Annotated in this window: 16 protein-coding genes; 6 read left to right on the plus strand and 10 right to left on the minus strand. The window is 40.8% G+C overall.

Going from position 1 to position 22,116, the window contains the following annotated elements:
• The first annotated feature begins 214 nt into the window (after positions 1 to 214).
• From AC5JL8_RS06205 to AC5JL8_RS06220, 4 genes are all read left to right on the plus strand, one after another.
• Entirely contained in the window at positions 215 to 634 is a 420-nt protein-coding gene (locus tag AC5JL8_RS06205) for a BlaI/MecI/CopY family transcriptional regulator (protein WP_495878900.1), read from the plus strand.
• Positions 634 to 1,476: a M56 family metallopeptidase gene (locus AC5JL8_RS06210; RefSeq protein ID WP_495878936.1), complete on the plus strand. Its 843-nt coding sequence runs from the start codon at positions 634 to 636 to the stop codon at positions 1,474 to 1,476. The genes AC5JL8_RS06205 and AC5JL8_RS06210 overlap by 1 nt, the downstream gene beginning before the upstream one ends.
• A 275-nt stretch (positions 1,477 to 1,751) precedes the next feature.
• The gene (locus tag AC5JL8_RS06215; protein WP_495878901.1) at positions 1,752 to 3,341 is read left to right on the plus strand and encodes a B12-binding domain-containing radical SAM protein; all 1,590 of its coding nucleotides are present in this window, start codon (positions 1,752 to 1,754) and stop codon (positions 3,339 to 3,341) included.
• Positions 3,342 to 3,619: 278 nt separating this feature from the next.
• Complete coding sequence (locus AC5JL8_RS06220; RefSeq protein WP_495878902.1) at positions 3,620 to 4,579, plus strand: ribonuclease Z; 960 nt, start codon at positions 3,620 to 3,622, stop codon at positions 4,577 to 4,579.
• 300 nt (positions 4,580 to 4,879) lie between these two features.
• On the opposite strand, the gene AC5JL8_RS06225 is transcribed toward AC5JL8_RS06220, so the two are convergent.
• From AC5JL8_RS06225 to AC5JL8_RS06235, 3 genes are read right to left on the minus strand one after another with little or no spacing between them, the layout of a single operon-like run.
• A complete protein-coding gene (locus AC5JL8_RS06225) occupies positions 4,880 to 5,224 on the minus strand; it encodes a transposase (protein ID WP_495878903.1) in 345 nt (114 codons plus the stop codon).
• Positions 5,133 to 5,537: a transposase gene (locus AC5JL8_RS06230; protein WP_495878904.1), complete on the minus strand. Its 405-nt coding sequence runs from the start codon at positions 5,535 to 5,537 to the stop codon at positions 5,133 to 5,135. Before AC5JL8_RS06230 ends, AC5JL8_RS06225 begins: the two co-directional genes overlap by 92 nt.
• The gene (locus AC5JL8_RS06235) at positions 5,435 to 5,827 is read right to left on the minus strand and encodes a helix-turn-helix domain-containing protein (RefSeq protein WP_495878905.1); all 393 of its coding nucleotides are present in this window, start codon (positions 5,825 to 5,827) and stop codon (positions 5,435 to 5,437) included. Before AC5JL8_RS06235 ends, AC5JL8_RS06230 begins: the two co-directional genes overlap by 103 nt.
• Before the next feature lie 407 nt (positions 5,828 to 6,234).
• Here AC5JL8_RS06235 and AC5JL8_RS06240 point away from each other — a divergent pair, with 407 nt between their 5' ends.
• Entirely contained in the window at positions 6,235 to 8,439 is a 2,205-nt protein-coding gene (locus AC5JL8_RS06240) for a GumC family protein (protein WP_495878906.1), read from the plus strand.
• A 272-nt stretch (positions 8,440 to 8,711) separates the two neighbouring features.
• Here the strand turns inward: AC5JL8_RS06240 and AC5JL8_RS06245 are convergent, their stop codons facing one another.
• From AC5JL8_RS06245 to lepB, 7 genes are all read right to left on the minus strand, one after another.
• Entirely contained in the window at positions 8,712 to 10,448 is a 1,737-nt protein-coding gene (locus tag AC5JL8_RS06245) for a R3H domain-containing nucleic acid-binding protein (RefSeq protein ID WP_495878907.1), read from the minus strand.
• A gap of 40 nt (positions 10,449 to 10,488) precedes the next feature.
• Positions 10,489 to 11,649 carry a circadian clock protein LdpA gene (ldpA, locus tag AC5JL8_RS06250; protein WP_495878908.1) on the minus strand — a complete coding sequence of 387 codons (1,161 nt, stop codon included), beginning with the start codon at positions 11,647 to 11,649 and terminating at the stop codon, positions 10,489 to 10,491.
• Positions 11,650 to 11,865: 216 nt separating this feature from the next.
• On the minus strand, positions 11,866 to 13,173 hold the full coding sequence (locus tag AC5JL8_RS06255) for a hybrid sensor histidine kinase/response regulator (protein ID WP_495878909.1): 1,308 nt from the start codon (positions 13,171 to 13,173) through the stop codon (positions 11,866 to 11,868).
• A gap of 153 nt (positions 13,174 to 13,326) precedes the next feature.
• Positions 13,327 to 15,162, minus strand: a complete 1,836-nt coding sequence (locus AC5JL8_RS06260) for a two-component system response regulator (protein ID WP_495878910.1) — start codon at positions 15,160 to 15,162, stop codon at positions 13,327 to 13,329.
• Positions 15,159 to 18,239, minus strand: a complete 3,081-nt coding sequence (locus AC5JL8_RS06265; protein ID WP_495878911.1) for an ATP-binding protein — start codon at positions 18,237 to 18,239, stop codon at positions 15,159 to 15,161. The genes AC5JL8_RS06260 and AC5JL8_RS06265 overlap by 4 nt, the downstream gene beginning before the upstream one ends.
• 540 nt (positions 18,240 to 18,779) lie before the next feature.
• On the minus strand, positions 18,780 to 19,565 hold the full coding sequence (locus tag AC5JL8_RS06270) for an MOSC domain-containing protein (RefSeq protein ID WP_495878912.1): 786 nt from the start codon (positions 19,563 to 19,565) through the stop codon (positions 18,780 to 18,782).
• Between the two features lie 159 nt (positions 19,566 to 19,724).
• Positions 19,725 to 20,366, minus strand: a complete 642-nt coding sequence (gene lepB, locus AC5JL8_RS06275; protein ID WP_495878913.1) for a signal peptidase I — start codon at positions 20,364 to 20,366, stop codon at positions 19,725 to 19,727.
• 244 nt (positions 20,367 to 20,610) lie between these two features.
• Here lepB and AC5JL8_RS06280 point away from each other — a divergent pair, with 244 nt between their 5' ends.
• On the plus strand, positions 20,611 to 21,930 hold the full coding sequence (locus tag AC5JL8_RS06280) for a dihydroorotase (RefSeq protein WP_495878914.1): 1,320 nt from the start codon (positions 20,611 to 20,613) through the stop codon (positions 21,928 to 21,930).
• Positions 21,931 to 22,116 lie beyond the last annotated feature (186 nt).

The following is a 22,116-nucleotide window of genomic DNA, read 5'->3' on the forward strand; positions in this document are numbered from 1 at the left end:
TTTCAAGCCAGCCATTCATGGGCTTTTGCCCACAACCAGGAAATGAAAATCTTTCCTCCCCAGTCCCCAGTCCCTATTTTCAAGCTAGGAGTTGCAATCAAAGGTAATCTGAAAAAAGATAGATATTTTCAGGCACTCACGTTAAGCCTACTCAATAGAGAGGGGAATTTTTACGTCTAATTCACTTACCTAAAATCTCAAATCCAAAATTGATATGGCTCCTTTACCCGACTATCGCCCTAAACAACTGTCTGTAGGCCCTTTGGAAGCAGAAATTTTGCAGATTATCTGGCAACTGGGTTCGGCTACAGTCAAGGATGTACACGATCGCATTTTGTCTGACCCTAACCGAGAGTTAGCTTACACTTCTGTAACCACCGTTCTGCGCCGCCTTACCGATAAAGGTTGGCTAGCCTGCGACAAAAAAGGGCGGGCATTCTATTGGCGGCCAATGCTGACAAAGCAGCAGGCAGAGGTAATCAAAGCGCATGAGCAATTGCAGCGATTTCTGGCAGTAGGTAACCCCGATGTAATTGCTGCCTTCGCAGATAGTTTGGATGAAGCCGCCAGCGAGCAAATAGAAGCGATCGCCAAACGCATTCAAGCCGCACGACAAGCCAGGGAGGGACAATGATGCATTTGATGATGATTTTGGCTGCTTTGGCAGTTGCTTGGTGGTTAAGATCCTCCTGGACTGGCTCTCACGGTAATTGGAGTCTGCGGTGGCGGCGATCGCTATTTTTATTTCTGTTTCCGCCCTTACTGCTATTCATGACTGCGATCGCTGTACTGTGTATGGGCCCCCAAGGCAAAATGGGCGGAATGTATACAGGCTGGATCAGTTATATTTTAGCGTTGATGTATCTTGCATTCTTTAACATTTTATGTATTAAACTTGCTTTCCAAGGATGGCAGTCTGTGAAAGCTGCCCGGAACTCTCCTCTGGTTGATTTTGGCACTAGGCAAGTCCGGCTACTCAACACAGGCGCACTTTTCGCAGGCCAAATAGGTTTTTGGCAACCTGAATTAGTAATTAGCCAAGGATTACTGCAAACTCTTTCACCTGCTCATTTAGAAAGCGTCTTGGCACATGAGCAAGGGCATTACCATTACCGAGACACGTTTTGGTTTTTCTGGCTGGGTTGGGTGCGTTACTGTACTGCGTGGTTACCAAATACAGACTCTTTGTGGGAAGAACTCTTAATCTTGCGCGAATTACGAGCCGATGGTTATGCTGCATCACAGGTAGACCCCCTATTACTAGCAGAATCATTGCTTTTGGTAGTCAGCACCACCCCCGTACTATCATCAGAGATTTGCTGTGCTGCATTAGGTTCACCAGGGAGCGATCGCTTAGAGCAGAGAATAGATGCTCTCTTAGCGCCACCAGAACCCACCCCTGAAGTTCAATTGCAATCTTGGAATAATTTTCTATTGGCATTTCTGCCTTTAGTAAGTGTGATGTTTCATACCTAAAACAGGTAATGGGTAATTCCTTACCTGTATTACCCATTGCCTTAATGCTTTGACTACGACACCCAGTAATATTCGATGCTAGGATAACTATTAATTTTTGAAAATTGCTTGACAATTACTGAGTGTTATGATTATTCAAGCGATCGCTCTATAACTAGACAAATAATCATAAACCTTTTGCTGCACTTAGTAGGAGTGCCGAAAATATCGCCCCCTGTTTAACCTTTGTATAAACTAAACCAGCAACAAAAATTTAGGCATTACAATCACCTTTGATGAATATTTTACTTGTATATCCTCGCTTTCCTAAAAGTTTTTGGTCTTTTGAAAAAACACTGGCTTTGTTAGACCGCAAGGCGATGCTACCGCCTCTGGGCTTGGTGACTGTAGCTGCGATTTTGCCTCAAGAATGGCAATTCAAGCTAGTAGACCGGAATGTTCGGCAGATCACAGAAGCAGAATGGGCTTGGGCAGATTTGGTTATTCTGTCGGCGATGATTGTGCAAAAAGAGGATTTGCTAGACCAGATTCGAGAGGCAAAGGAACGGGGTAAGCGTGTGGCTGTGGGTGGGCCTTATGCTACAGCACTACCCCATGAAGTGACAGAAGTTGGAACAGACTACTTGATATTGGATGAAGGGGAGATTACGCTGCCGTTATTTGTGGAGGCGATCGCACGGGGCGATCGTACAGGCGTATTTCGCTCTGGTGGTGAAAAACCAGATGTTACCAACACTCCGATTCCGCGCTTTGACTTGCTGGAGTTTGATGCCTATGCGGAGATGTCGGTACAATTTTCGCGTGGATGTCCGTTCCAGTGCGAGTTCTGCGACATTATTGTTCTCTATGGTCGCAAACCACGCACCAAAAGCCCAACTCAACTGTTAGCAGAACTTGATTACCTCTACGAACTGGGGTGGCGGCGTAGCATTTTTATGGTGGATGACAACTTCATCGGTAATAAACGCAACGTCAAATTATTTTTGAAGGAACTCCAGCCTTGGATGGTAGCACATCACTATCCCTTCTCTTTTGCCACAGAAGCTTCAGTTGATTTAGCCCAAGATCAAGAACTGATGGATTTAATGGTAGCGTGTAATTTTGGGGCTGTTTTTCTAGGAATTGAAACCCCCGACGAAGAAAGCCTCACCTTCACTCAGAAATTTCAGAACACGCGAGACTCCCTCAGTGAAGCGGTGCATACAATTACGCGCTCAGGGCTGCGAGTCATGGCAGGCTTTATTATTGGGTTTGATGGCGAAAAACCAGGAGCAGGCGCACGTATCGTTAAGTTTGTAGAGCAAACAGCGATTCCTACTGCCTTATTTAGTATGCTGCAAGCGCTTCCTGATACAGCCCTTTGGCATCGATTAGAAAAAGAAGGACGACTCCGTAGCAAATCTGCCAACATCAACCAAACCACGTTGATGAACTTTGTGCCAACTCGACCGTTAGCAGATATCGCCCGCGAATATGTAGAGGCATTTTGGGAACTGTATGAGCCAGAACGGTTTTTGGATCGTGCATACCGTCACTACCGTATTTTGGGCGAAGCAACCTACCCCAAAAAAGGCAAAGGTGCTAAGAAACCATTGAACTGGAAAGTACTCCGGGCCTTGCTGATCATTTGCTGGCGACAAGGTGTCCGTCGTCAGACACGCTGGCAATTCTGGCGTAACTTGTGGAATATGTATCAGCATAATCCGGGTGGAGTAAGTAGTTATTTATCTGTTTGTGCCCAAATCGAGCATTTCTTGGAGTATCGCCAGATTGTCCGGGATGAAATTGAAGCTCAAGTAGCTGAGTTTCTAGAGGCAGAAGCCAAGGTACAGTCAGAGGTTAAAGCAGCGGAGGTGTTAGCGTGACATCTCCCACCATTAAATGGGAGTACAAATTATAACGGGGGACTTACGGCGTAATAGTTAAACCCTGTCTTAAGAAAGCAACTTCAGTCGTGGAGAAAAAAGAAATTTTTCTTTGTTTGAATCCCGCAGATTTATCTGTGGGATTTAAGTGCGTCTTTATGTCCCCCGCTCAGAGCGTTCTCTTCAATTCTTGCTTATCAAAAGTATGAAAGCTCAACAACCATGCCACTATATAAAATAGAGCGTCAAACTGAGCAAGAGGAAGGCTAAAAAACGCTGTGCAGATAACATTTTTAGGGACGAGTTCCGGTGTGCCCACAAGAGCGCGCAATGTTTCCAGTGTTGCGCTGAGATTACCGCAACGGGCAGAACTGTGGTTATTCGACTGTGGTGAAGGCACTCAACATCAAATTTTGCGGAGTGACCTAAAAATCAGCCAGCTATCCCGAATTTTCATTACCCACATGCACGGCGATCACATCTTTGGCTTGATGGGACTTCTTGCTAGTTGCGGCTTGGCTGGTAATGTGGAACGAGTTGACATTTATGGCCCACCTGGATTAAATGAATATATCCAAGCAGCCTTACGTTACTCCCACACGCACTTTTCCTATCCTGTGAAAGTTCACGCCATTCGTCCAGGAGTAATTTATGAAGACGATGAGTTCACGGTTAGCTGTGGCCCTTTGCATCACCGAATTACAGCTTTTGGCTACCGCGTAGCAGAAAACGACCGAGCAGGACGCTTTGATATAGAAAAAGCTAAGGCATTGCAGATTCCTCCTGGTCGTGTTTACGGTCAACTCAAGCGTGGTGAAACGGTAACTCTTACCGATGGACGAGTATTTGATGGTAAAGAATTGTGTGGCCCTACAGAAATAGGACGCAAGATTGCTTACTGTACAGACACAGTTTATTGCGAGGGTGCGGTGGAATTAGCACAGGATGCAGATGTGTTAATTCATGAGGCGACCTTTGCCCATCAAGATGCAGATATGGCATTTCAGCGGTTGCATTCCACAAGCACAATGGCAGCACAAACAGCTTTAGTTGCTAAAGCACATCGGCTTATTATGACTCATTTCAGCCCCCGCTATGCTCCCGGAAATCTTTTAGAGTTAAAGGATTTACTTCAAGAAGCCCGTGCAATTTTTCCTAATACGGATATGGCACATGATTTCATGGTTTACGATGTACCGAGGCGGCGAGAGTCCCAGTTAACAAAGGCTGGTGTATAACAACAATCATCTAGAATTATTATCAGCTATATAATTTTCTTTGAAAGAACATAATTTAGAAATATGTAGTAAAGGCTTTAGTCATGCTCTCAAGACTAAAATTTTTACTACATTTTTTTATTTCAATACTTCGTCAATAAAAAGTACAAACTAACCTTACATAACTTCCGATTCTAAAATTAATAAAGCAAAATTTTATCTGCTACATCAGTCTTGTATCTACATATTATTATTTAAAATTAATTTAAATTTTTATCAAAATATAACCTATAAATAGCGTATATACAGCATATTTGGAGTTTATGAGGTACAGTAGCAGCAATTTGTAAACCAATTTTTGAGATGTTCAGGATTAATTAATTGAAGCGCTATTTTAATTAAACCATCGACTCCAGATGCAGTTTTGGGAGAAAATTGTTTCAAGAACGCTTTTAACTGTGACCACCAATGTTCAATGGGGTTAAATTCCGGGGAATAAGGAGACAGGTACAGAACACTTGCACCAACTCCTTCAATTAAGGGTTTAATTTCTGCGACTTGATGTGCAGGAAGATTATCCATCACAACTACTGCACCAGTCCATAATTGTGGAAGCAAAAAATGTAAGGGTAAAGACTTTATATACATCCCCGTCCATTGAACCATTTAAAGTCATGACAGCTAAAACTTTCTTTAAGCTGATTCCCCCGATTACACTGACTTTCGCACCTCGATAATATGGTTTAAAATCATACACCCTACTGCCCTTGTCGCTTCTGGCATGAGTCCGAGTTAAACCAAGTAAAACACCCATTTCATCAATAAAAACAAGGTCTTCTGGGTCTATGTGTTTTACCTTATCCCAATACTCTATTCTCAGCCTTTGGACTCTTTCTGTTTTCGCTTGGCTACTGCGTAAAGTCTTTTTTTTCGTGTTATTTTTTGTTTTTGTAATGCACAGCACATTACACTTGCACATACCCAAACGTTATATTTTTCTCCAAAATACTCGCAGTATTCTGATAAAGTTGCGTCTGGATGGCTTTTAACCATTTCGGCTAATTCGCTACCGTACTCATCCAATTTACCCTTAATTGTCCCACCTTGCTTTTTAGGTTCTAGATGACCTTGGGTTTTCTGTAGCTGGAGGAGCTTTTGTACATAGCTTTTTGCTACACCAAATTGAACAGCAACTTTTCTGATTGACGTGCCACCTCTTTCGTATGCATTTACTATTTTTTCTCGTAGGTCAACTGAGTACGGTTTCATTGTAATTCTTGATGCACTAATATTTAGTGTGCCTCATTTACCTCAAATCTGCTGTAAGTTTTAATAATAGTTTTATTGAATTATAAATAATATGTTTAAAAAATATTATTTGGTTCTAATTATTATATTTAAAATTACTCTAACAGCAATATGCTAAAACGTACTTTTATAATGTTGTGTAATTTGATTCTCATAACTTAGTAGCAGCTATCGCATTATTTGATAATGTATAAAACTTTAGGCAGATTAGCTACATTTGTCTACGTAATTGTATGCAGTAGAAACATTTTTTCCATCTTGGAATCATTTTAGTTAAAGTTTCGTCTATAGGTTCAGAAAAATTCACTTCAAATAAATTTTTTGATAATTTTCCTGATTTATTATTTTGATATTAGAGGAATTTTATCATGAATAACACTAGTTTAAATCAAGGGCAAATGTCCATAAACTCTTCACAAAACTCAGTTGACATCAAACAATTTACTACAATTCTGTCCCACAGACGCCATCTGATATTGGGTATTTCCTGCATAGTGATGTTAGTTGCAAGCATCTTAGCTGCTGTTGCTAAACCGACGTACCAAAGCTCTATGCAGTTATTAGTAAGTTCCAACTTATATGAGGGGGTACGCTCAAGTAATATCGAGAGAGATGCAGACAGCGAAGTTACAAATTCTAATTTTCAAGTTATTGATTATACATCTCAGCTAAAACTGATGCTGAGTTCAAAGTTGATTCAAAAAGCTGTAGATTTGCTGCGTCCTAATTATCCAAATATTACCTTAGAAGATATCAAAGGGAAAAAAGGAAAAGGTAGAACATCACCTTTGAATATAACTCAAATAGAAAGTGGTACAGGAATCAATAAAATTCCTAGCCAAGTATTTGAGATTTCTTTCAAAGATAATGATCCAGTAAAAGCACAAAGAGTGCTGCAAGCTTTACAAACTACTTATCAAAAGTACAACATAGAACAGCAAAAAGAGCGTTTAGATAGAGGGCTTTCTTTCGTAAATGCTCGTCTGCCAGAAATTAAAAAAGCAGTAAGTAAATCTGAGAAGAATTTAGAACAATTTCGCAAAAAGCATAATTTAGTTGATCCGGAAATACAAAGCAAAATTATTTCAGAATCTCTTGCGGACATTCAAAAACAGTTACAAACTACTCGCGCACAGCTTCAAGACACACGTGCTCGCCACTCTAACCTAGAGCAAAAAATGGTGTCTTCCTCCCGTTTGAGTCAGTCAGCACGCTACCAATCTCTACTCGATGAGATTCAAAAAACTGAACTGGCTCTAACTCAGGAACAGTTGCGCTATACAGAAAATTCCCCAACTGTGCAAAAACTCAAGCAGCAACGTCAAAGTCAACTAGCGTTGCTACGACAAGAAGCGGGAAGATCGCTAAAAGACAAAGTTGCCAATCCAGGCAATTCTAAACAACTACTATTAACCCAAGGGCAAATGGTAGGCGTTGGCTCAAAGTTAATCGAAGAGGTTATTCAAGTCCAAACGGCTGCTCTAGGGCTAATTGCCAATCAAAAAAGTCTAATTGATTCTGAAAAGCGACTTCGCTCAGAACTAAACAAATATCCCAGCTTAATAGCAGAGTATAATCGTCTCTTGTCAGAGGTACAAACGAATCGCAAAACACTTGAACAGGTGCTCCAGGCGCAACAGTCGTTGGGGCTGAAAATTGCTCAAGGAGGGTTTGATTGGCAAGTCTTGGAAGCACCAGATCTGGGTGCTTATACAGGTAGGGGCAGATTATTACTTTTACTTGGGGGAGTAATAATAGGACCAATTTTAGGTGTGGTGGCAGCACTAATTTGGGAACTGTCTGATAATAAAATTTATTCTTTGCGAGAATTACAAAAGCTAACGAACCTCTGGCTACTAGGGACAGTACCTAAATTAGTTACCGACCGTGAAATGAAGAAGCGTCTTCCACGCTTATCTTGGAATGGACGGCGAAATTTAGCTCCCTCAGTGGTAGAGACTAGAACTAAATTGCCATATCACGAAAATATGGATATGGTCTACCAAAATATTCAAATATTAAAGTGTCCTTTGCCTTTTAAATCTCTGATGTTGACTTCAGCACTAGCTGGTGAAGGAAAAACAACCTTGTCACTAGGACTTGCGGCTAGTGCTGCTCACATGCATCAACGGGTACTAGTGATTGATGCTAACCTGCGGTATCCCTGCTTGCACAAGATTCTAGAAATCTCTAATGACTGGGGTTTATCTTTATTATTGGTTGATGAAACAAATACATCTGTTGCAGATTATATCCAGCCGATTCATCCTGCCATTGATATTTTAACTGCTGGGCCTGTTCCAGAAGATGCAGTAAAATTGCTCAGTTCTGAGCGGATGAAAGAACTTCTCGAAGTATTTGAGCAAACCTATGACTTAGTAATCATAGATACTCCTGCTATTTTAGACAGAGTTGATGCCAGTATCGTAGCATCTTTATGTAATGCAATTGCAATCGTAGTACGTATTGGTCAGATTACCCCAAATGAACTAACTCAAGCTCAAGAAATTTTGAGTAAGTTGAATTTAATAGGCATCATTGCTAATGAAGTGAAAGCTTCTTCAAAGGGATAAGCATTAATTTGTAATTAGGAAAGTCAAGTTGAATGTGGGCTATCAAGTTTATATCTTTCGATGATGTTTGAAAAGTCTCAAAAAGCCCATGTAAAATGATTCAGTTAATGCGCGAAGGCTTGCTTGATTAATTCCTTTAATACTTTTATAACGTCCTCTGAGCATCTGTTCTACTGGGAATAAAGTATCCAGTAACAGAAGTTTCTATAAGACATGAAGTTTGTGTTGTTAATTCCCCTCTCCTGATAGTAGAAGAGGGGATAAGGGTGAAATTACGCCGGATAAATTCTTAAGCGGCGATTTGGTTCTTCACCAAAACTATGGGACTTGAGCCGATAATGTTCTACCAACTCATGTTGCATTTTGCGGACTTGGGGAGAACGAGGCAATAACTCGACTGGTTGTCCTTTGGGAATTACTATCTGTTCTACTGCCAGCCTAGCTTCTTCTAGGGCGTCCATTTCATCATCGCTGCCACTGTGCAAAAACAGTTGCAGTTCTCGGTCATCGGCCATGTCTGGATCATCAATGTTCAGCAACCGCCGCAAGCCACGGGTAATTTGCGGAATCGTGCTGGACTTAATGACGTGGATCGGTACATGACGGGCTTTGGCCATTTGCCTTAATTTGGCGTGGTTTTTGACGTGCGATCGCAGTGCCAAAATTGCATCGGCACTATCAATATCTTTTGTCAATATCACTGGCAAAGTTAGCACGTTGATTACTTGTTCGAGTTGGTGGCGACTGACGCCATAGGGGTAAACGTGCAGTGGCAAATCTTCACCATTTGGCCCTGGCTCTCTGGTGGCTTTAAAATCAATCGTTTCCGAGTAATTGAAAGATTCATCCAGCAAGCGGTCAAACTCAGTGCGCCCAGTCACTCTCTCCCGCTCTACAGACAATGGCGGTAAGGCTACCATTTGCCCAGATGAGCGCCAACCATTGGCTGGCCGCGCTGCTGAAGAAGAGTCATCGGCAACTGTGAGGTGCCCACCGCGACCGTTAACCACAGCCAACTGTCGCGTAATCGAGACTTTTCCCTGCTCATCCACGGTTCTCGTTTGTGGGTTAGGCTGTCGTCCCCTAAGCAGATTATCTACCGTGTCAGCAACGCTTTCGTGTACTACCCAACGTTGCCGTTCTAACATTTCCACAGCAATCTCGAATGTGGGAGGAGCTTTACGTTCTAAAACAGTCTTTTGACTGCCTCGGCGTCTCGCTTCATCATCTCCTAACGTCACCGCTTGGATACCCCCAACTAAATCAGAAAGTGTGGGGTTTTTGATCAGGTTTTCTATCTGATTACCATGAGCAGTACCTACCAGTTGCACACCCCGTTCAGCGATGGTACGAGCTGCCAACGCTTCTAGTTCTGTGCCAATTTCATCAATTACGATGACTTCTGGCATATGGTTTTCTACTGCCTCAATCATCACCTGATGTTGAAGTTCTGGATGAGCTACTTGCATCCGTCTGGCGCGACCAATGGCGGGGTGGGCAACATCACCATCCCCAGCGATTTCGTTGGAGGTATCGATAATCACTACTCGCTTATTGAGATCATCGGCCAAAACACGGGCAATTTCCCGCAAGGCAGTAGTTTTACCAACCCCTGGCCGCCCCAGCATGAGAATCGATTTACCAGTTTCTACCAAATCACGAATCATGCCAATTGTGCCAAATACCGCCCGCCCGACCCGACACGTCAAGCCAATAATCTTACCAGTGCGGTTGCGGATAGCGCTGATTCGGTGCAAAGTCTGCTCAATTCCTGCTCGATTATCTCCGCCAAAAATTCCGACTCGCTGAATGCAATCATCTATCTGTTCTTGAGTGACGGGCTTCTCGCTCAGATACTCAGCTTGATTAGGGAAGCGAGCCTCTGGGCGACGACCCAGATCCAAGACCACTTCGACTAAACTGTCTCGTTTAGGATGATCCTCTAGTACTTGTCGTAGGTCTTGGGGCAAAATGTCTAACAACTTTTGGAGATCGTCTGTAATCGTCATGCTTTCTATGGTGACGTTTTTAGAGATAACGAACGAGCGATTAGCGCTCCTGTTGTGACTTGATCTGGGAAACGAGAGAATAGGCAAGCTCTACAGCTTCCCAGAGAAATACTTCGTCTTCTTCCAGGCGGACAGTCGCCTTAACACTGGTGTTACTCACCTCCTTATTTTCCAACTGCTCAAGAATTGGTGACAGCAGTACACGGGCGTAGCTACCGTAGGCTACTCCGGCAATTGAGGCAGAGGGGCAGGAGGCAGGGGGCAGAGGAGAGGAAATTTCGCCCTTGCTCCCTTCTCCCTGCTCCCCTGCTTCCTTCAGCAGTCCCATTGCCTTCAACTTGGCAACGGTGTAGCTGTTAGTGCCACCTGCTAGCTGCACATATCCCGGTAACTTAGCTGCCAAAACTTTTTGTCCTAATTTTACTGCTGCTAAAGTAGTGCCATCGCCAATATCACCACTCATAGGACGACCATCAGTCTGCCAAATTAAGGCGCTAGGACATGGGGCAATTAGGTCATAGAGTGCATGAAGGTAGTCAATCATCCCCTCGCCATCGGGACAACTAATGGCTAATACTTTTAGTTGATCAGCCCAAGGTGAAATGGCTTGCCACAATCGTTGAAATTCTGCTAAACGCCCTACTTTTGTATGAATTTCTACGGCATCCACTCCTGTTGACATTACCAATGGTGCGATCGCTCCTGGCGTTGACATATATGAGCTTGTATAAATTATATCATATGGGCAAACGGGTATGCAACGACCACAGCCATAGCACTTTTGGGATATTACACCTAAGTAGTTTTCTTTTATACCGTTAAACACAATTGCTTGTGCCGGACAAATTTTTTCACAAGGTCTAGGACAGTCTTTGGGGCACTCAGCAGAATTAAACTCTGCTTTGCGAAAATGGGGATCTTCTCCATCATTCAGGCTGACCATTAAAAACGGTAAGTTTCCTTTGTAGCCAAAGCCTCTGTTTTGAGCATCTCCTGCTAAATTACTGGCTACTTGCAGTGCTTCTTGCGCTGCTGTAATCACTGCCGGATCAGCTGCCACATCTATGCAGTCAGCACCCGCCAAAGTGTAGGCTAATGTTAAACTTCTGACCGCAGGCAAATGTTGGAAACTGGCTCCACAAATGAGCTTGAACCAGTGACCTTCTTTCAGGGATTGTAAAGGGGCAAACAATTCAGTCACATTTCTATTATGCTTTTATGCGACTGAAAAATGTAGTCTGTTACAAATAAAAAGTCCCGATTTCCTCATTTTTACTTCCGAGGCGCGTTACTCTCCAATTACAAGTTCGGTTATCAACACATTTACTAGGTTATTATATGTAACATTTGTCACTAATGAAAGCAAATATATTTAGTTTGGTATTAAGTAATACAAGCACTACCAAAGAACTTAATACTAAGCTTGCTCTACAGGAATTTCGAGTACAAACTCTGCTCCTTGCCCTGGTGATGAAAAACAAGTAATTAGCCCGCGATGTTTTTGCACCACAATCTGATAGCTAATCGACAAGCCTAGTCCGCTGCCTTTGCCTACAGGTTTTGTGGTAAAAAATGGATTAAATAAGCGTGATTGCAAAGACTTATCCATACCAGGGCCATTATCAGCGATCGCAATCTTCACCTGGTTAGGCTCTGTTACCTGTGTATGAATTTTAATGCTGGGAATAGAGGATTGAGAACCTTCCCCACTTCCTAGCCCCCAGTTTCCAGCCCCTTGTTCTAATGCATCAATCGCATTATTCAACAAATGCATAAATACTTGGTTCAGTTCACTGGCATAGCAGGTAACCAAGGGTAGGTTGCCGTAATCTTTGATAACAACGATGTTAGGACGATTTGCTGTTTCCCTGAGTCGATGCTGTAACATCACTAAGGTGCTATCAATGCCTTCATGGATATTTACCTGCTTCATCAGCGCTTCGTCGTGCCTAGAGAAGTTTTGTAGTGCTAGCACAATTTCTCGAATGCGATCTGCACCTCTATACATTGCACCCATCAAGGTTTGCAGATCCTTAGTTACAAAATTGAAATCTATGTCCTTAAATATTTTCTCAATTTTAGAAGTTGGTTGTGGATATTCCTGCTGATAGGCCTCAATAATATCCACTAAGTTTTGTATATATTCACCAGCATATTGGAGATTGCCATAGATAAAACTGATTGGGTTATTAACTTCGTGAGCAATCCCAGCTACCAACTGCCCCAATGCTACCATCTTTTCGTTTTGAATTTGTTGAACTTGAGAGGTTTTCAAATTGCCAAGAGCCTCTTGTAATAAAAAATTCTGTTCTTGAAGTTTAGTTTGGAGCAAACGTAAATTAATTTGATTCTCAATTCGTGATATAACTTCTGCCCCATGAAACGGTTTAGTAATATAATCAGCGCCTCCGATATCAAAGGCTTTAACCTTATCTAAAACATCATCCAATGCACTAATAAAAATTACTGGCACTACAGAAGTTGCATCGTCGGCTTTTAGTTGTTGGCAAACTTGATAACCATCCATATCTGGCATATTAATATCCAGCAAAATCACATCAGGTAAAACAATCCGGCAGGCAGTTAGGGCCATTTTACCGTTTAAGGCTTTGCGAACTTCATAACCTTGTGCCGTTAACATTGCCGATAAAAGCCGCAAGTTGTCTGGAGTATCATCAACAACCAAAATATTACCTTTATAATTGTTATTTTGGTTTAAGTTCATTTTAGGTTTAAGTATTTTCAAATTATCAATTTAATATTTAATAGTATTAGACTAGATAGCCAGATTCTCTAACTGCTCTTTAACTATGTTTTTTTATATGTATCATTCAACCGAAACTTAAGTAATTAAGTTGCTTCATTGGATAGATATTAATTACCATTGAGGTGCTGCCGCGAGTAAATTAATAACCGATTTTTGTTCTATAGGTTTAGAAAACAGATATCCTTGAGCAAACTCACAGTTTAAACTTCTCAAGAGAGCTAACTGTTCTATAGTTTCGACACCTTCAGCAATCACCCTCATTCCCATTGATTCAGCAATACCAATCATAGCGGGAACTAAACCCATATCTTCTTGATTTTCCTGCATACGTTTGACAAATGATTTGTCAATTTTCAGACCATTCAAAGGAAAGCTATGTAAATAACTAAGGGACGAATAACCTGTACCAAAGTCATCCATAATTAACTTAATCTCTCGCTCTTGTAATTGCTGAAGAACTATTTTAACTGCATCTCTATTTTCCATAATTACACTTTCTGTAATTTCCAACTCTAAGTTGGCAGGATTTACTTTAGTTGCGTCAATAATTTCATCAATTTGTGCTATCAAGTTAGGTTGTGCAAATAACCTTGCGCTCAAATTAACGCTAATAGTTAGGGTTTCTGAGATTGCTGGATGATGTTGCCATGAGCGTAATTGTTGGCAAGCTGACTGCAATACCCAAGTATTGATGATATTAATCAAACCTGTTTCTTCTGCTACAGGAATAAATTCGGTAGGAAGAATTAATCCTCGAATTGGATGTTGCCAGCGCACCAGTGCTTCAAATCCAGCAATTCTGCCTGTTATTAGCGAAACAATTGGTTGATAGTAAACAATAAATTCTTGTCGTGCAACAGCTCTTCGCAGATCATTTTCTAGCTCTAAAAGCTGGATAGCTTCTTGATACATTACTGGATCAAAAACGTGGTATCTAGCTCTTCCTAAAGCCTTGGCACGATACATTGCTGTGTCAGCATCTCGTAGAACATACTCTGGACGCTCATAATCTCGATTTCCCCAAGCAATGCCAATACTGGCATTCATAAAAACCTCATATCTCGATAATTTAAAAGTGAGGGATAGTTGTTTTAGAATCAGTTCAGCAACTTTAATTACCTGATTAATATCTATTGGGTTTTCTAGAAGAATGGCAAATTCGTCACCACCTAATCTTGCTAGAGTATCAGTAGACATTAAAGATGCTTGAAGACGGTGAGAAATGCTTAAAAGTAATTCATCTCCCACCAAATGCCCAAGAGAATCATTGACTACTTTGAAGCGATCGCAGTCTAAATAAAGTATAGCAAATTGATAATCGGATTGTTGTTTAGCACGGTTTAAAGCTTTTTCTAATCGTCTGATAAACAAAACTCTATTTGGTAAGCCTGTGAGCGAATCATGTAATGCTATGTCTAACAGCTTACTTTGTAATTGCTGGCGATAAGCGATTTCCCCTTGAAGTTTTTGCAGCGCTTTTTCTAGCTCCGTAGTGCGTTGTTTCACCCTTTGTTCCAACTCAACATTGAGCTTAATAATTTCTAATTTTGCTGTTCTCAACGCCAGTTGATTTTGCACACGTACTAAAACTTCTTCTAATTCAAATGGTTTGGTGATGTAGTCTACACCTCCGACTCTAAAAGCTTTCACTTTGTCAAAAACATCATCTAACGCACTAATGAAGATTACGGGGATATCAGCAGTTAGCTCCCAAGCTTTCAAACGCTGACAAACCTCATAGCCATCGACCTCTGGCATCATAATGTCGAGTAAGATTAGATCTGGTAATACTGTTTGACAAGCAGTCAAAGCCATTTGCCAGTTCAAAGCTTTACGAACGTTATATCCTTCTCTTGCTAGGAGCGAGGATAAAACTCGCAGGTTATTTGCCATGTCGTCGATGAGCAAAATATCTTTTTTATCAGAATCTAACCGCTCGTAATTCATTCTGCGTTTGTTCTAATTAATTCCATAATTTTCTCAAACTGATAGTTGTTTGCTAAATCCCTGAAAAGTCGGAAAAGATGACTATTTTCTGAGGGAATTTGCTCAAGCAACTCTAAAATCATGTCATCGCTACAGCTAGCTGCGGCATAACGTAGATGTTCTAGCCACTGAGGAGGCATCTGTGACAAATGCTGCATAATATCAGCTTCACTGAGAAATATCTGTGTCTGTTGGCTAGCAGATGTATTTAAAACTTCTATTGGACTGACATATTTTACACCCAGATGTTTGCTGACCTTTTCTAGTAATATTTGTTGAGTAAATGGCTTGCGAATAAAATCATCGCAACCGGTTAATAAAATTTTCTGCCGTTCTTCCTCAAAGGCGCTAGCAGTCAAGGCAATAATGATGGTATGGGTATGGCAGGTTTGTTCACAGGTGCATACTGGCATCATTAGACACTGAGAAGCTAGTTGTATCGATGAGTTTACTGACTGGTACATACTGGCATAAAGCGGCAAAATTCCTTCTCCATGCCTTCTTTCTCTAGCTTTAATCACTCTCGTGGCTTGATAGCCATCCATAACAGGCATTCGCATATCCATAAAGATCAGGTGTGGTTGCCATTCCATCCATTGGGCGATCGCTTCTTGACCATTGGTAGCTTCGCGGACTGCAAAGCCAATAGCTGTTAGTAGTTTAACTAACACAAGACGGCTATCTTGGGCGTCGTCAACCACTAATATGCGGTATTCCGCTTGAGCAGGTGCTAAACCAATAATCTGGCGTTGACTTTGCTGAATCTGAATTTGACTAGCTGAGGCTAGGCTGATTTGAATATTAAAGGTAAATCGACTTCCCTCACCGACAGTGCTAGTAGCGCTTATATTTCCGCCTAACATTTGTATATATTTGCGGCTAATTGCTAAACCTAGCCCTGTTCCTTGTTGCGATTTCCTTCCGGTTTCGGTTTGCCCAAAAGCTTCAAAAAGTAAGTTAATTTCTTGAGGGGCAATACCAGACCCAGTATCTTCTACTTCAAAAATTAAAAATCGAGAAGATTCTTTCTTAGCCATCAGTTTCCTATTCTCTTCTACTCTCACTCTCAGTGTTACGCTTCCAGTATCAGTAAATTTGATGGCATTTCCCAAGAGGTTGAGCAAGACTTGACGCAGTTTGCTTTCATCTGTTTGCACATATTGGGGAAGGTCAGGAGTAGATTCAAATATTAGTTGTAAGTCTTTAGCAGCAGTTCGGAAGCGCAACATTTCTTCCAAGCTTTCTAAAAAGCGAATTAAGTCAAAAGTTTTAATATTTAAGGTGATTTTACCAGCCTCAATTTTAGACATTTCTAAAATGTCGTTAATTAAATTGAGAAGATGCTCACCAGCACGATTAATAATTGCCAAGCTTTCTTGATGTTCAGTAGATAAAGAATTATCATGGCTCATGACTTGAGTGAAACCCAGAATGGCATTGAGCGGGGTGCGTAGTTCATGGCTCATGTTGGCAAGAAATTTACTTTTGGCACGGTTTGCCCGCTCCGCAGCTTTTTTCTCCCTGGCTGCGATTTTTTGAGATTGAATCAGTTCTTGTTGGGTGCTTTGAAGTTTTTGAATAACTTTTAAAAGTTCTTGAGTACGTTTTTTAACTTGTGATTCTAAGATGCAATTGTATTCTGCTAATAACTTTTCTGTTTGTTTGCCTTGAGTATTTTCTGATATTTTAGTGTTGCCAAAAGCAATATTGTCCTCTAATTCTATTTCAGTATATTTCGCTTTCCAGGCAGCAAAAGACTTTTGCAATTGCTTTTCCATGCTATGAAATGAATTGACTAGTTCCACCAGTTCGTCGAAACGTTCAGTTTTTGTTGCCTGTTCCAATTTATCTGTAGCAATTTTTTTAGCTGCTTTATTTAATTGCACAATTGAATTGGTTAACCACTGAGCAGTCAAAAGGCTGAATTGTGTTGCTGCTAAAAAGGTAACTATGCATAATAGAATGGTGGCGTTGTTGCTAGCAGTAATTTGTTGCATAAAGTCGGCTTCGGACATCACCACTACAATCAGCCAATCCAGACCAAGCTCGTCTCTCCAATTTTTTAGCTGCACAAAGTAACGGACTCCATTGCTGGTAAAGCTCAAGTGTTGCTTACCAACAACGAATCCCAAGCTACCAAAATGTTTGAGTAAATACTCAGTTGTTAGTTTGAGTAAAGAATCTTTACTATCTGATGCAAAAAGGCGTTGAACCTTTCCCTTAATGACAGTATATTGTGGTTCGGAAGTTGAGGAAGCTACTATTAGCCCAGAACGCTCTAAAATAAAAGTTTTTCCCGAATGGCCAACTTTTAACTTGGCTAAAAAGTTATTAATTTGTGACAATATAATATCAATACCAATTACCCCAACTAGCTTGTTAGTACGATCATAAAGGGGATAGCTAGAAGATATGGCTAAAGTTTCTGGTTTATCTTGCCATTGATAAATTGGACTCCAGATGGGCTTACCAAGATTAACTGCCTTTGTATACCATGCTTCTAAGTGGGGATTGTAATTTTTAATTTCCTTGAGATAGCTACGATTTCCCTGGTCATCTGTAGCGTAAATATAAACTTGACCAATGCCATTCTTTTCAGAAATTTCTTTAATTAAAATCTTGCCGTTATTTAGGCGTTCAATACCAATAAATTCACCTTTGGAATTGGCAAAGCTATTGTAGCCAATATCAAAAACTTGCATTTGTTTCCAAAAGTAAAGTCCGGCTGTTTCAAAGTCAGAAAGATTGAGCAATCCTAGCTGAAGCGCATTTCCGTTAATTTGATTAATTTGTTGAGGGGTTGTAATGTATCTATCAAGGTTTTGTACGATGCGATCGCAGATTTCGCTCTCTAGCTGAATCGCAAGTTCTTTTACCGCTTTTTGTCCGTTTTGAAACGAAAGATAGCCCACAAGCCCCACTGATCCAAAAATTTGCAATACCATTGGCACAATGACAATGAACTTGAGGAGCATACTGATACAAGCTTTTTCAACTAAGCGGTTGAGAGATTTTACACACTGAAGTTTAGATAACATTTTTGTTTGATTTGATCCCCAGTTGTTAACCAGGAAAATTTTGTTATACAATATACAATGGCATTAAAATCTAGTAGAATTGTTACTCAAAAAACTCTGCTGTAAATTGTATAAAAAATCACATTAAATAATTTGCTATTGTTCTTTGGCTGTCCTAGTTCCTCTTATATTAAATCTCCAAGTTTTGTTATAACACCTTAATTTGCTAAGTTTCATCTAGCAAGGAATCAGTAGGTTTTATCAGATGAACTGTAAAATATATTCACATTCATTTACAATCGGATTGATGCTAATTGAAATTTAACCAATCAACTACAGTATTAACTTTTTGGTTAATAGTTGCTATTTACACTACGTTTCAAATCAAATTCTGAATTGGTTATATTTTAGTTTCCAGCCTGAGAAATCTCTCGTCTTCTGCAAACATTTGAATGCAATTATAAAAATTTAAAAATTATCAGATAAATAGTTTTTTAACAAGTAAAAAAATACTAAGATTTTTCTATTTTTTAACTTGCATATTTAAAAAAATTAAGAAAATTATTTAAATATTTCAATTTTGTTACCAATTTCTAAAATTCTTTCGGATGCTGAAGTGAGTAATCGTGTATTGACGCCCAAGCTGTAAAAATGATTAAAACAAGATGAGGCTACCCAGTCTGGTAAGGTTGCTTGCCGCTGTTTCACAAATATTTTTTGAAAGTTTGGGTAAGGTATTCCTGAGTCAGGATCGCGTATTGGGATGACACACCGTTCACACGGTTGAACTCCAAAAAAACAAACATTTCCTACGCGAAAAGAAATTGTATCGCCTGTTTGTGTACTAAATAGCTGGTCTTCCCAAAAGGGTGGCACATCTGCAATTTCGATGTTGGCACGTATCCGACGGCGCATTTGGTCAACACTCATACCGGGGAACCAGGAAGCCACTTCTGTCAAAGTTGCTGTACTGATTACTGTTGGCCCAAGTAAGTTTGTATTATCGGGGAAGCCAATGTGAGAATTTTGCTGTAATGTTATGGTCATTCCCAAAAAATCACTCAAAATCGCTGCTAGTGCTTGTCGTTCTTTATCAAGATGAAATTGTTGTAGTGAGTTGCTACCTGGGATTTGTAGAGATACAGTTCTGTTTAAAAAATTAAATTGCGATCGCACTAAATGAATCTTTGCATTGGACTTGCCATTAACCAACTTACCTTGTTGATCAACAATGGCAAACTCACGGTCAAATTCTAGCGCGCCACTAGGAAAAACTTTTGCGTGTTCAACATCTACGCCATTAAACGACTTGATGGGATAAAGTAAAATCTTGGCTAAGTACGGCATCAAACAAGATAAATTCAGAGCAGCTAATTGAGAATCTGGGATTTTAGAATGCTATTTTCATCCAAAATCCCAAATCAACAGTTCTGCCGTTACTGATCTACTTTAGCAAGATTAGGCAATCGCCAAGAGCCAAAGCTCCAACTCAATGTTCACTTTTAACTATTTATAAACTGGCGATTTATCAATTCCGCCAATGTGATTAAGTGGCCAGAAACGAATCACAGCACGACCGATAATATTTTGCCGTGGGACAACACCCCAGCAGCGGCTATCGTAGCTACTGTTACGGTTATCACCTAGTACTAAATATGAATCTGAAGGTATAGTCTGGGATTTTGCTAAGAAAGGCGGTTGCTGTCCTGATGTGCAAACATCAATGGCTGTGCGTTGTTGTAAGCCGAGGTACTTGTCTTCTTGGAGGGGTTTGTTGTTGATATAGACTTTGCCATTCCTGAGTTCTACCTTTTCCCCAGGTAAGGCAATTATACGTTTAATAAAGGCATCTTGGTATTGTTCTTTTTGTAGCTCTGCTGTGGGCGAAAAGACTACAATATCTCCTCGCTGCGGTTCCGAAAACTTATACTTCAATTTATCCACAATGATCTTGTCTGCCTCCCACTGGTTTGGAGTACCATGCAAGGTGGGTTCCATTGAACCAGAGGGAATCCAGCGAGCTTCGGCAACAAAAGTACGAATTCCCAAAGCTAGAACGATACTTAATACAACAGTTCTACCTAGCTCTGCAATCCAGGAATTATCAGGTTGTTGACTAGAATTTTTATCAGACACTTGATTTTGCATGAAATTACTGAAGTAAAGATAAAGATGCGGGTAATGAACTCGCTAAGGAAGACTGTATCTGTCAATTTTAACGGGAGAGCTTTGATTTTTGATTATGTCGGCATGTTAACAAGGTTATTTATAGTTAAAAATAAACGTTTTTTTAACCTACGGCAAAAATTTATTACCAAAGAGCGCAACCAAGTTTAACCTAAAAACATAGTTGTCTGTTACCCATAGTCCTCTGTCTTAACGTTGTTAACCTATGTCATCTACACACAGTTTACTAATTCGCCGCGCTCGTATAATTCTACCCAATGGGGAATTCATGGTTGGGGATGTGTTGACGCGCGATCGCCAAATAGTCGAAGTTGCACCAGAAATCTTAGCTACAACGCCAACCAGGGAGATTGACGCACAAGGGTTAACTTTGTTGCCAGGAGTCATCGATCCCCAGGTGCATTTCCGAGAACCAGGACTAGAACACAAGGAGGATTTATTTACGGCTAGTTGTGCCTGTGCCAAAGGAGGGGTAACCTCGTTTTTGGAAATGCCAAATACGCGTCCTTTAACCACTAACCAGCAAGCTTTAGATGACAAGTTACAACGTGCCTCCACTAAGTGCTTAGTTAATTATGGTTTTTTTATCGGGGCAACAGCCGAGAATTTGCCCGATTTATTAACCGCAAAACCGACACCAGGAATTAAGATTTTTATGGGGTCAATGCATGGTCAATTGTTGGTTGACCAAGACACGGCATTAGAAGCAATATTTGCTCAAGGAGACCGCCTAATTGCTGTTCATGCTGAAGACCAAGCCAGAATTAACCAACGAAGGCAAGAATTTGCAGGTATTCATGATCCGGCAATTCACTCACAGATTCAAGATAATCAAGCGGCATTATTAGCAACTAAGCAAGCCTTAAGGCTTTCTAAAAAATACCAACGTCGGCTGCATATTCTGCATATGTCAACAGCTGAAGAAGCCGAATTGTTGCGTCAAGATAAACCAAGTTGGGTAACCGCAGAGGTGACACCACAGCATTTAATGTTGAATACCAGTGCTTATGAAAAGATTGGGACTTTAGCACAGATGAATCCACCTTTGCGATCGCCTTATGATAATGAAGCCCTTTGGCAAGCTTTGCGAGATGGGGTGATTGATTTTATCGCCACAGACCATGCACCCCACACCTTAGCAGAAAAAGCTCAAGAATATCCCAATACTCCCTCTGGGATGCCTGGAGTAGAAACTTCTTTACCTTTAATGTTAACTGCGGCTATGCAAGGAAAGTGTACCATTGCCCAAGTTGCTCACTGGATGTCCAAAGCTGTAGCTGTTGCCTATGGTATCCCCAATAAGGGAGCGATCGCTCCTGGTTACGATGCTGATTTAGTGCTGGTAGATTTAAATACCTACCACCCAGTCCGACGTGAAGAACTTTTAACCAAGTGCGGTTGGAGTCCTTTTGAAGGCTGGAACCTTACTGGATGGCCTGTCACAACTATTGTTGGTGGTGAAATTGTTTATGAAAAAGGCCAGTTAAATACGTCAGTGCGTGGTCAAGCTTTAACTTTCTCGTAGCCGATATTTAAGACCTAAGTACTGTACAAATATAAATCATTTACATCAAGCTAATGGTTGCGCTACAACCGTGGCTAGATTTTATTTGATCAGATAAACTTGTCGCTTGAGGAAAATTTGTATCTTACAACTCCGAATATTGGAGTCTTGTTAAGAAACAAATTCCGCCTGCGGCTCATTTTGTTA

The sequence above is a fragment of the Mojavia sp. genome (genome assembly GCF_059505145.1).

Coding starts and splice junctions, on each gene's coding strand:
- AC5JL8_RS06205 (WP_495878900.1), top strand. CDS start 215: ATGGCTCCTTTACCCGACTATCGCCCTAAACAACTGTCTGTAGGCCCT.
- AC5JL8_RS06210 (WP_495878936.1), top strand. CDS start 634: ATGCATTTGATGATGATTTTGGCTGCTTTGGCAGTTGCTTGGTGGTTA.
- AC5JL8_RS06215 (WP_495878901.1), top strand. CDS start 1,752: ATGAATATTTTACTTGTATATCCTCGCTTTCCTAAAAGTTTTTGGTCT.
- AC5JL8_RS06225 (WP_495878903.1), bottom strand. CDS start 5,224: ATGGTTCAATGGACGGGGATGTATATAAAGTCTTTACCCTTACATTTT.
- AC5JL8_RS06230 (WP_495878904.1), bottom strand. CDS start 5,537: ATGTGCAAGTGTAATGTGCTGTGCATTACAAAAACAAAAAATAACACG.
- AC5JL8_RS06235 (WP_495878905.1), bottom strand. CDS start 5,827: ATGAAACCGTACTCAGTTGACCTACGAGAAAAAATAGTAAATGCATAC.
- AC5JL8_RS06240 (WP_495878906.1), top strand. CDS start 6,235: ATGAATAACACTAGTTTAAATCAAGGGCAAATGTCCATAAACTCTTCA.
- AC5JL8_RS06245 (WP_495878907.1), bottom strand. CDS start 10,448: ATGACGATTACAGACGATCTCCAAAAGTTGTTAGACATTTTGCCCCAA.
- AC5JL8_RS06255 (WP_495878909.1), bottom strand. CDS start 13,173: ATGAACTTAAACCAAAATAACAATTATAAAGGTAATATTTTGGTTGTT.
- AC5JL8_RS06260 (WP_495878910.1), bottom strand. CDS start 15,162: ATGAATTACGAGCGGTTAGATTCTGATAAAAAAGATATTTTGCTCATC.
- AC5JL8_RS06265 (WP_495878911.1), bottom strand. CDS start 18,239: ATGTTATCTAAACTTCAGTGTGTAAAATCTCTCAACCGCTTAGTTGAA.
- AC5JL8_RS06270 (WP_495878912.1), bottom strand. CDS start 19,565: ATGCCGTACTTAGCCAAGATTTTACTTTATCCCATCAAGTCGTTTAAT.
- lepB (WP_495878913.1), bottom strand. CDS start 20,366: ATGCAAAATCAAGTGTCTGATAAAAATTCTAGTCAACAACCTGATAAT.
- AC5JL8_RS06280 (WP_495878914.1), top strand. CDS start 20,611: ATGTCATCTACACACAGTTTACTAATTCGCCGCGCTCGTATAATTCTA.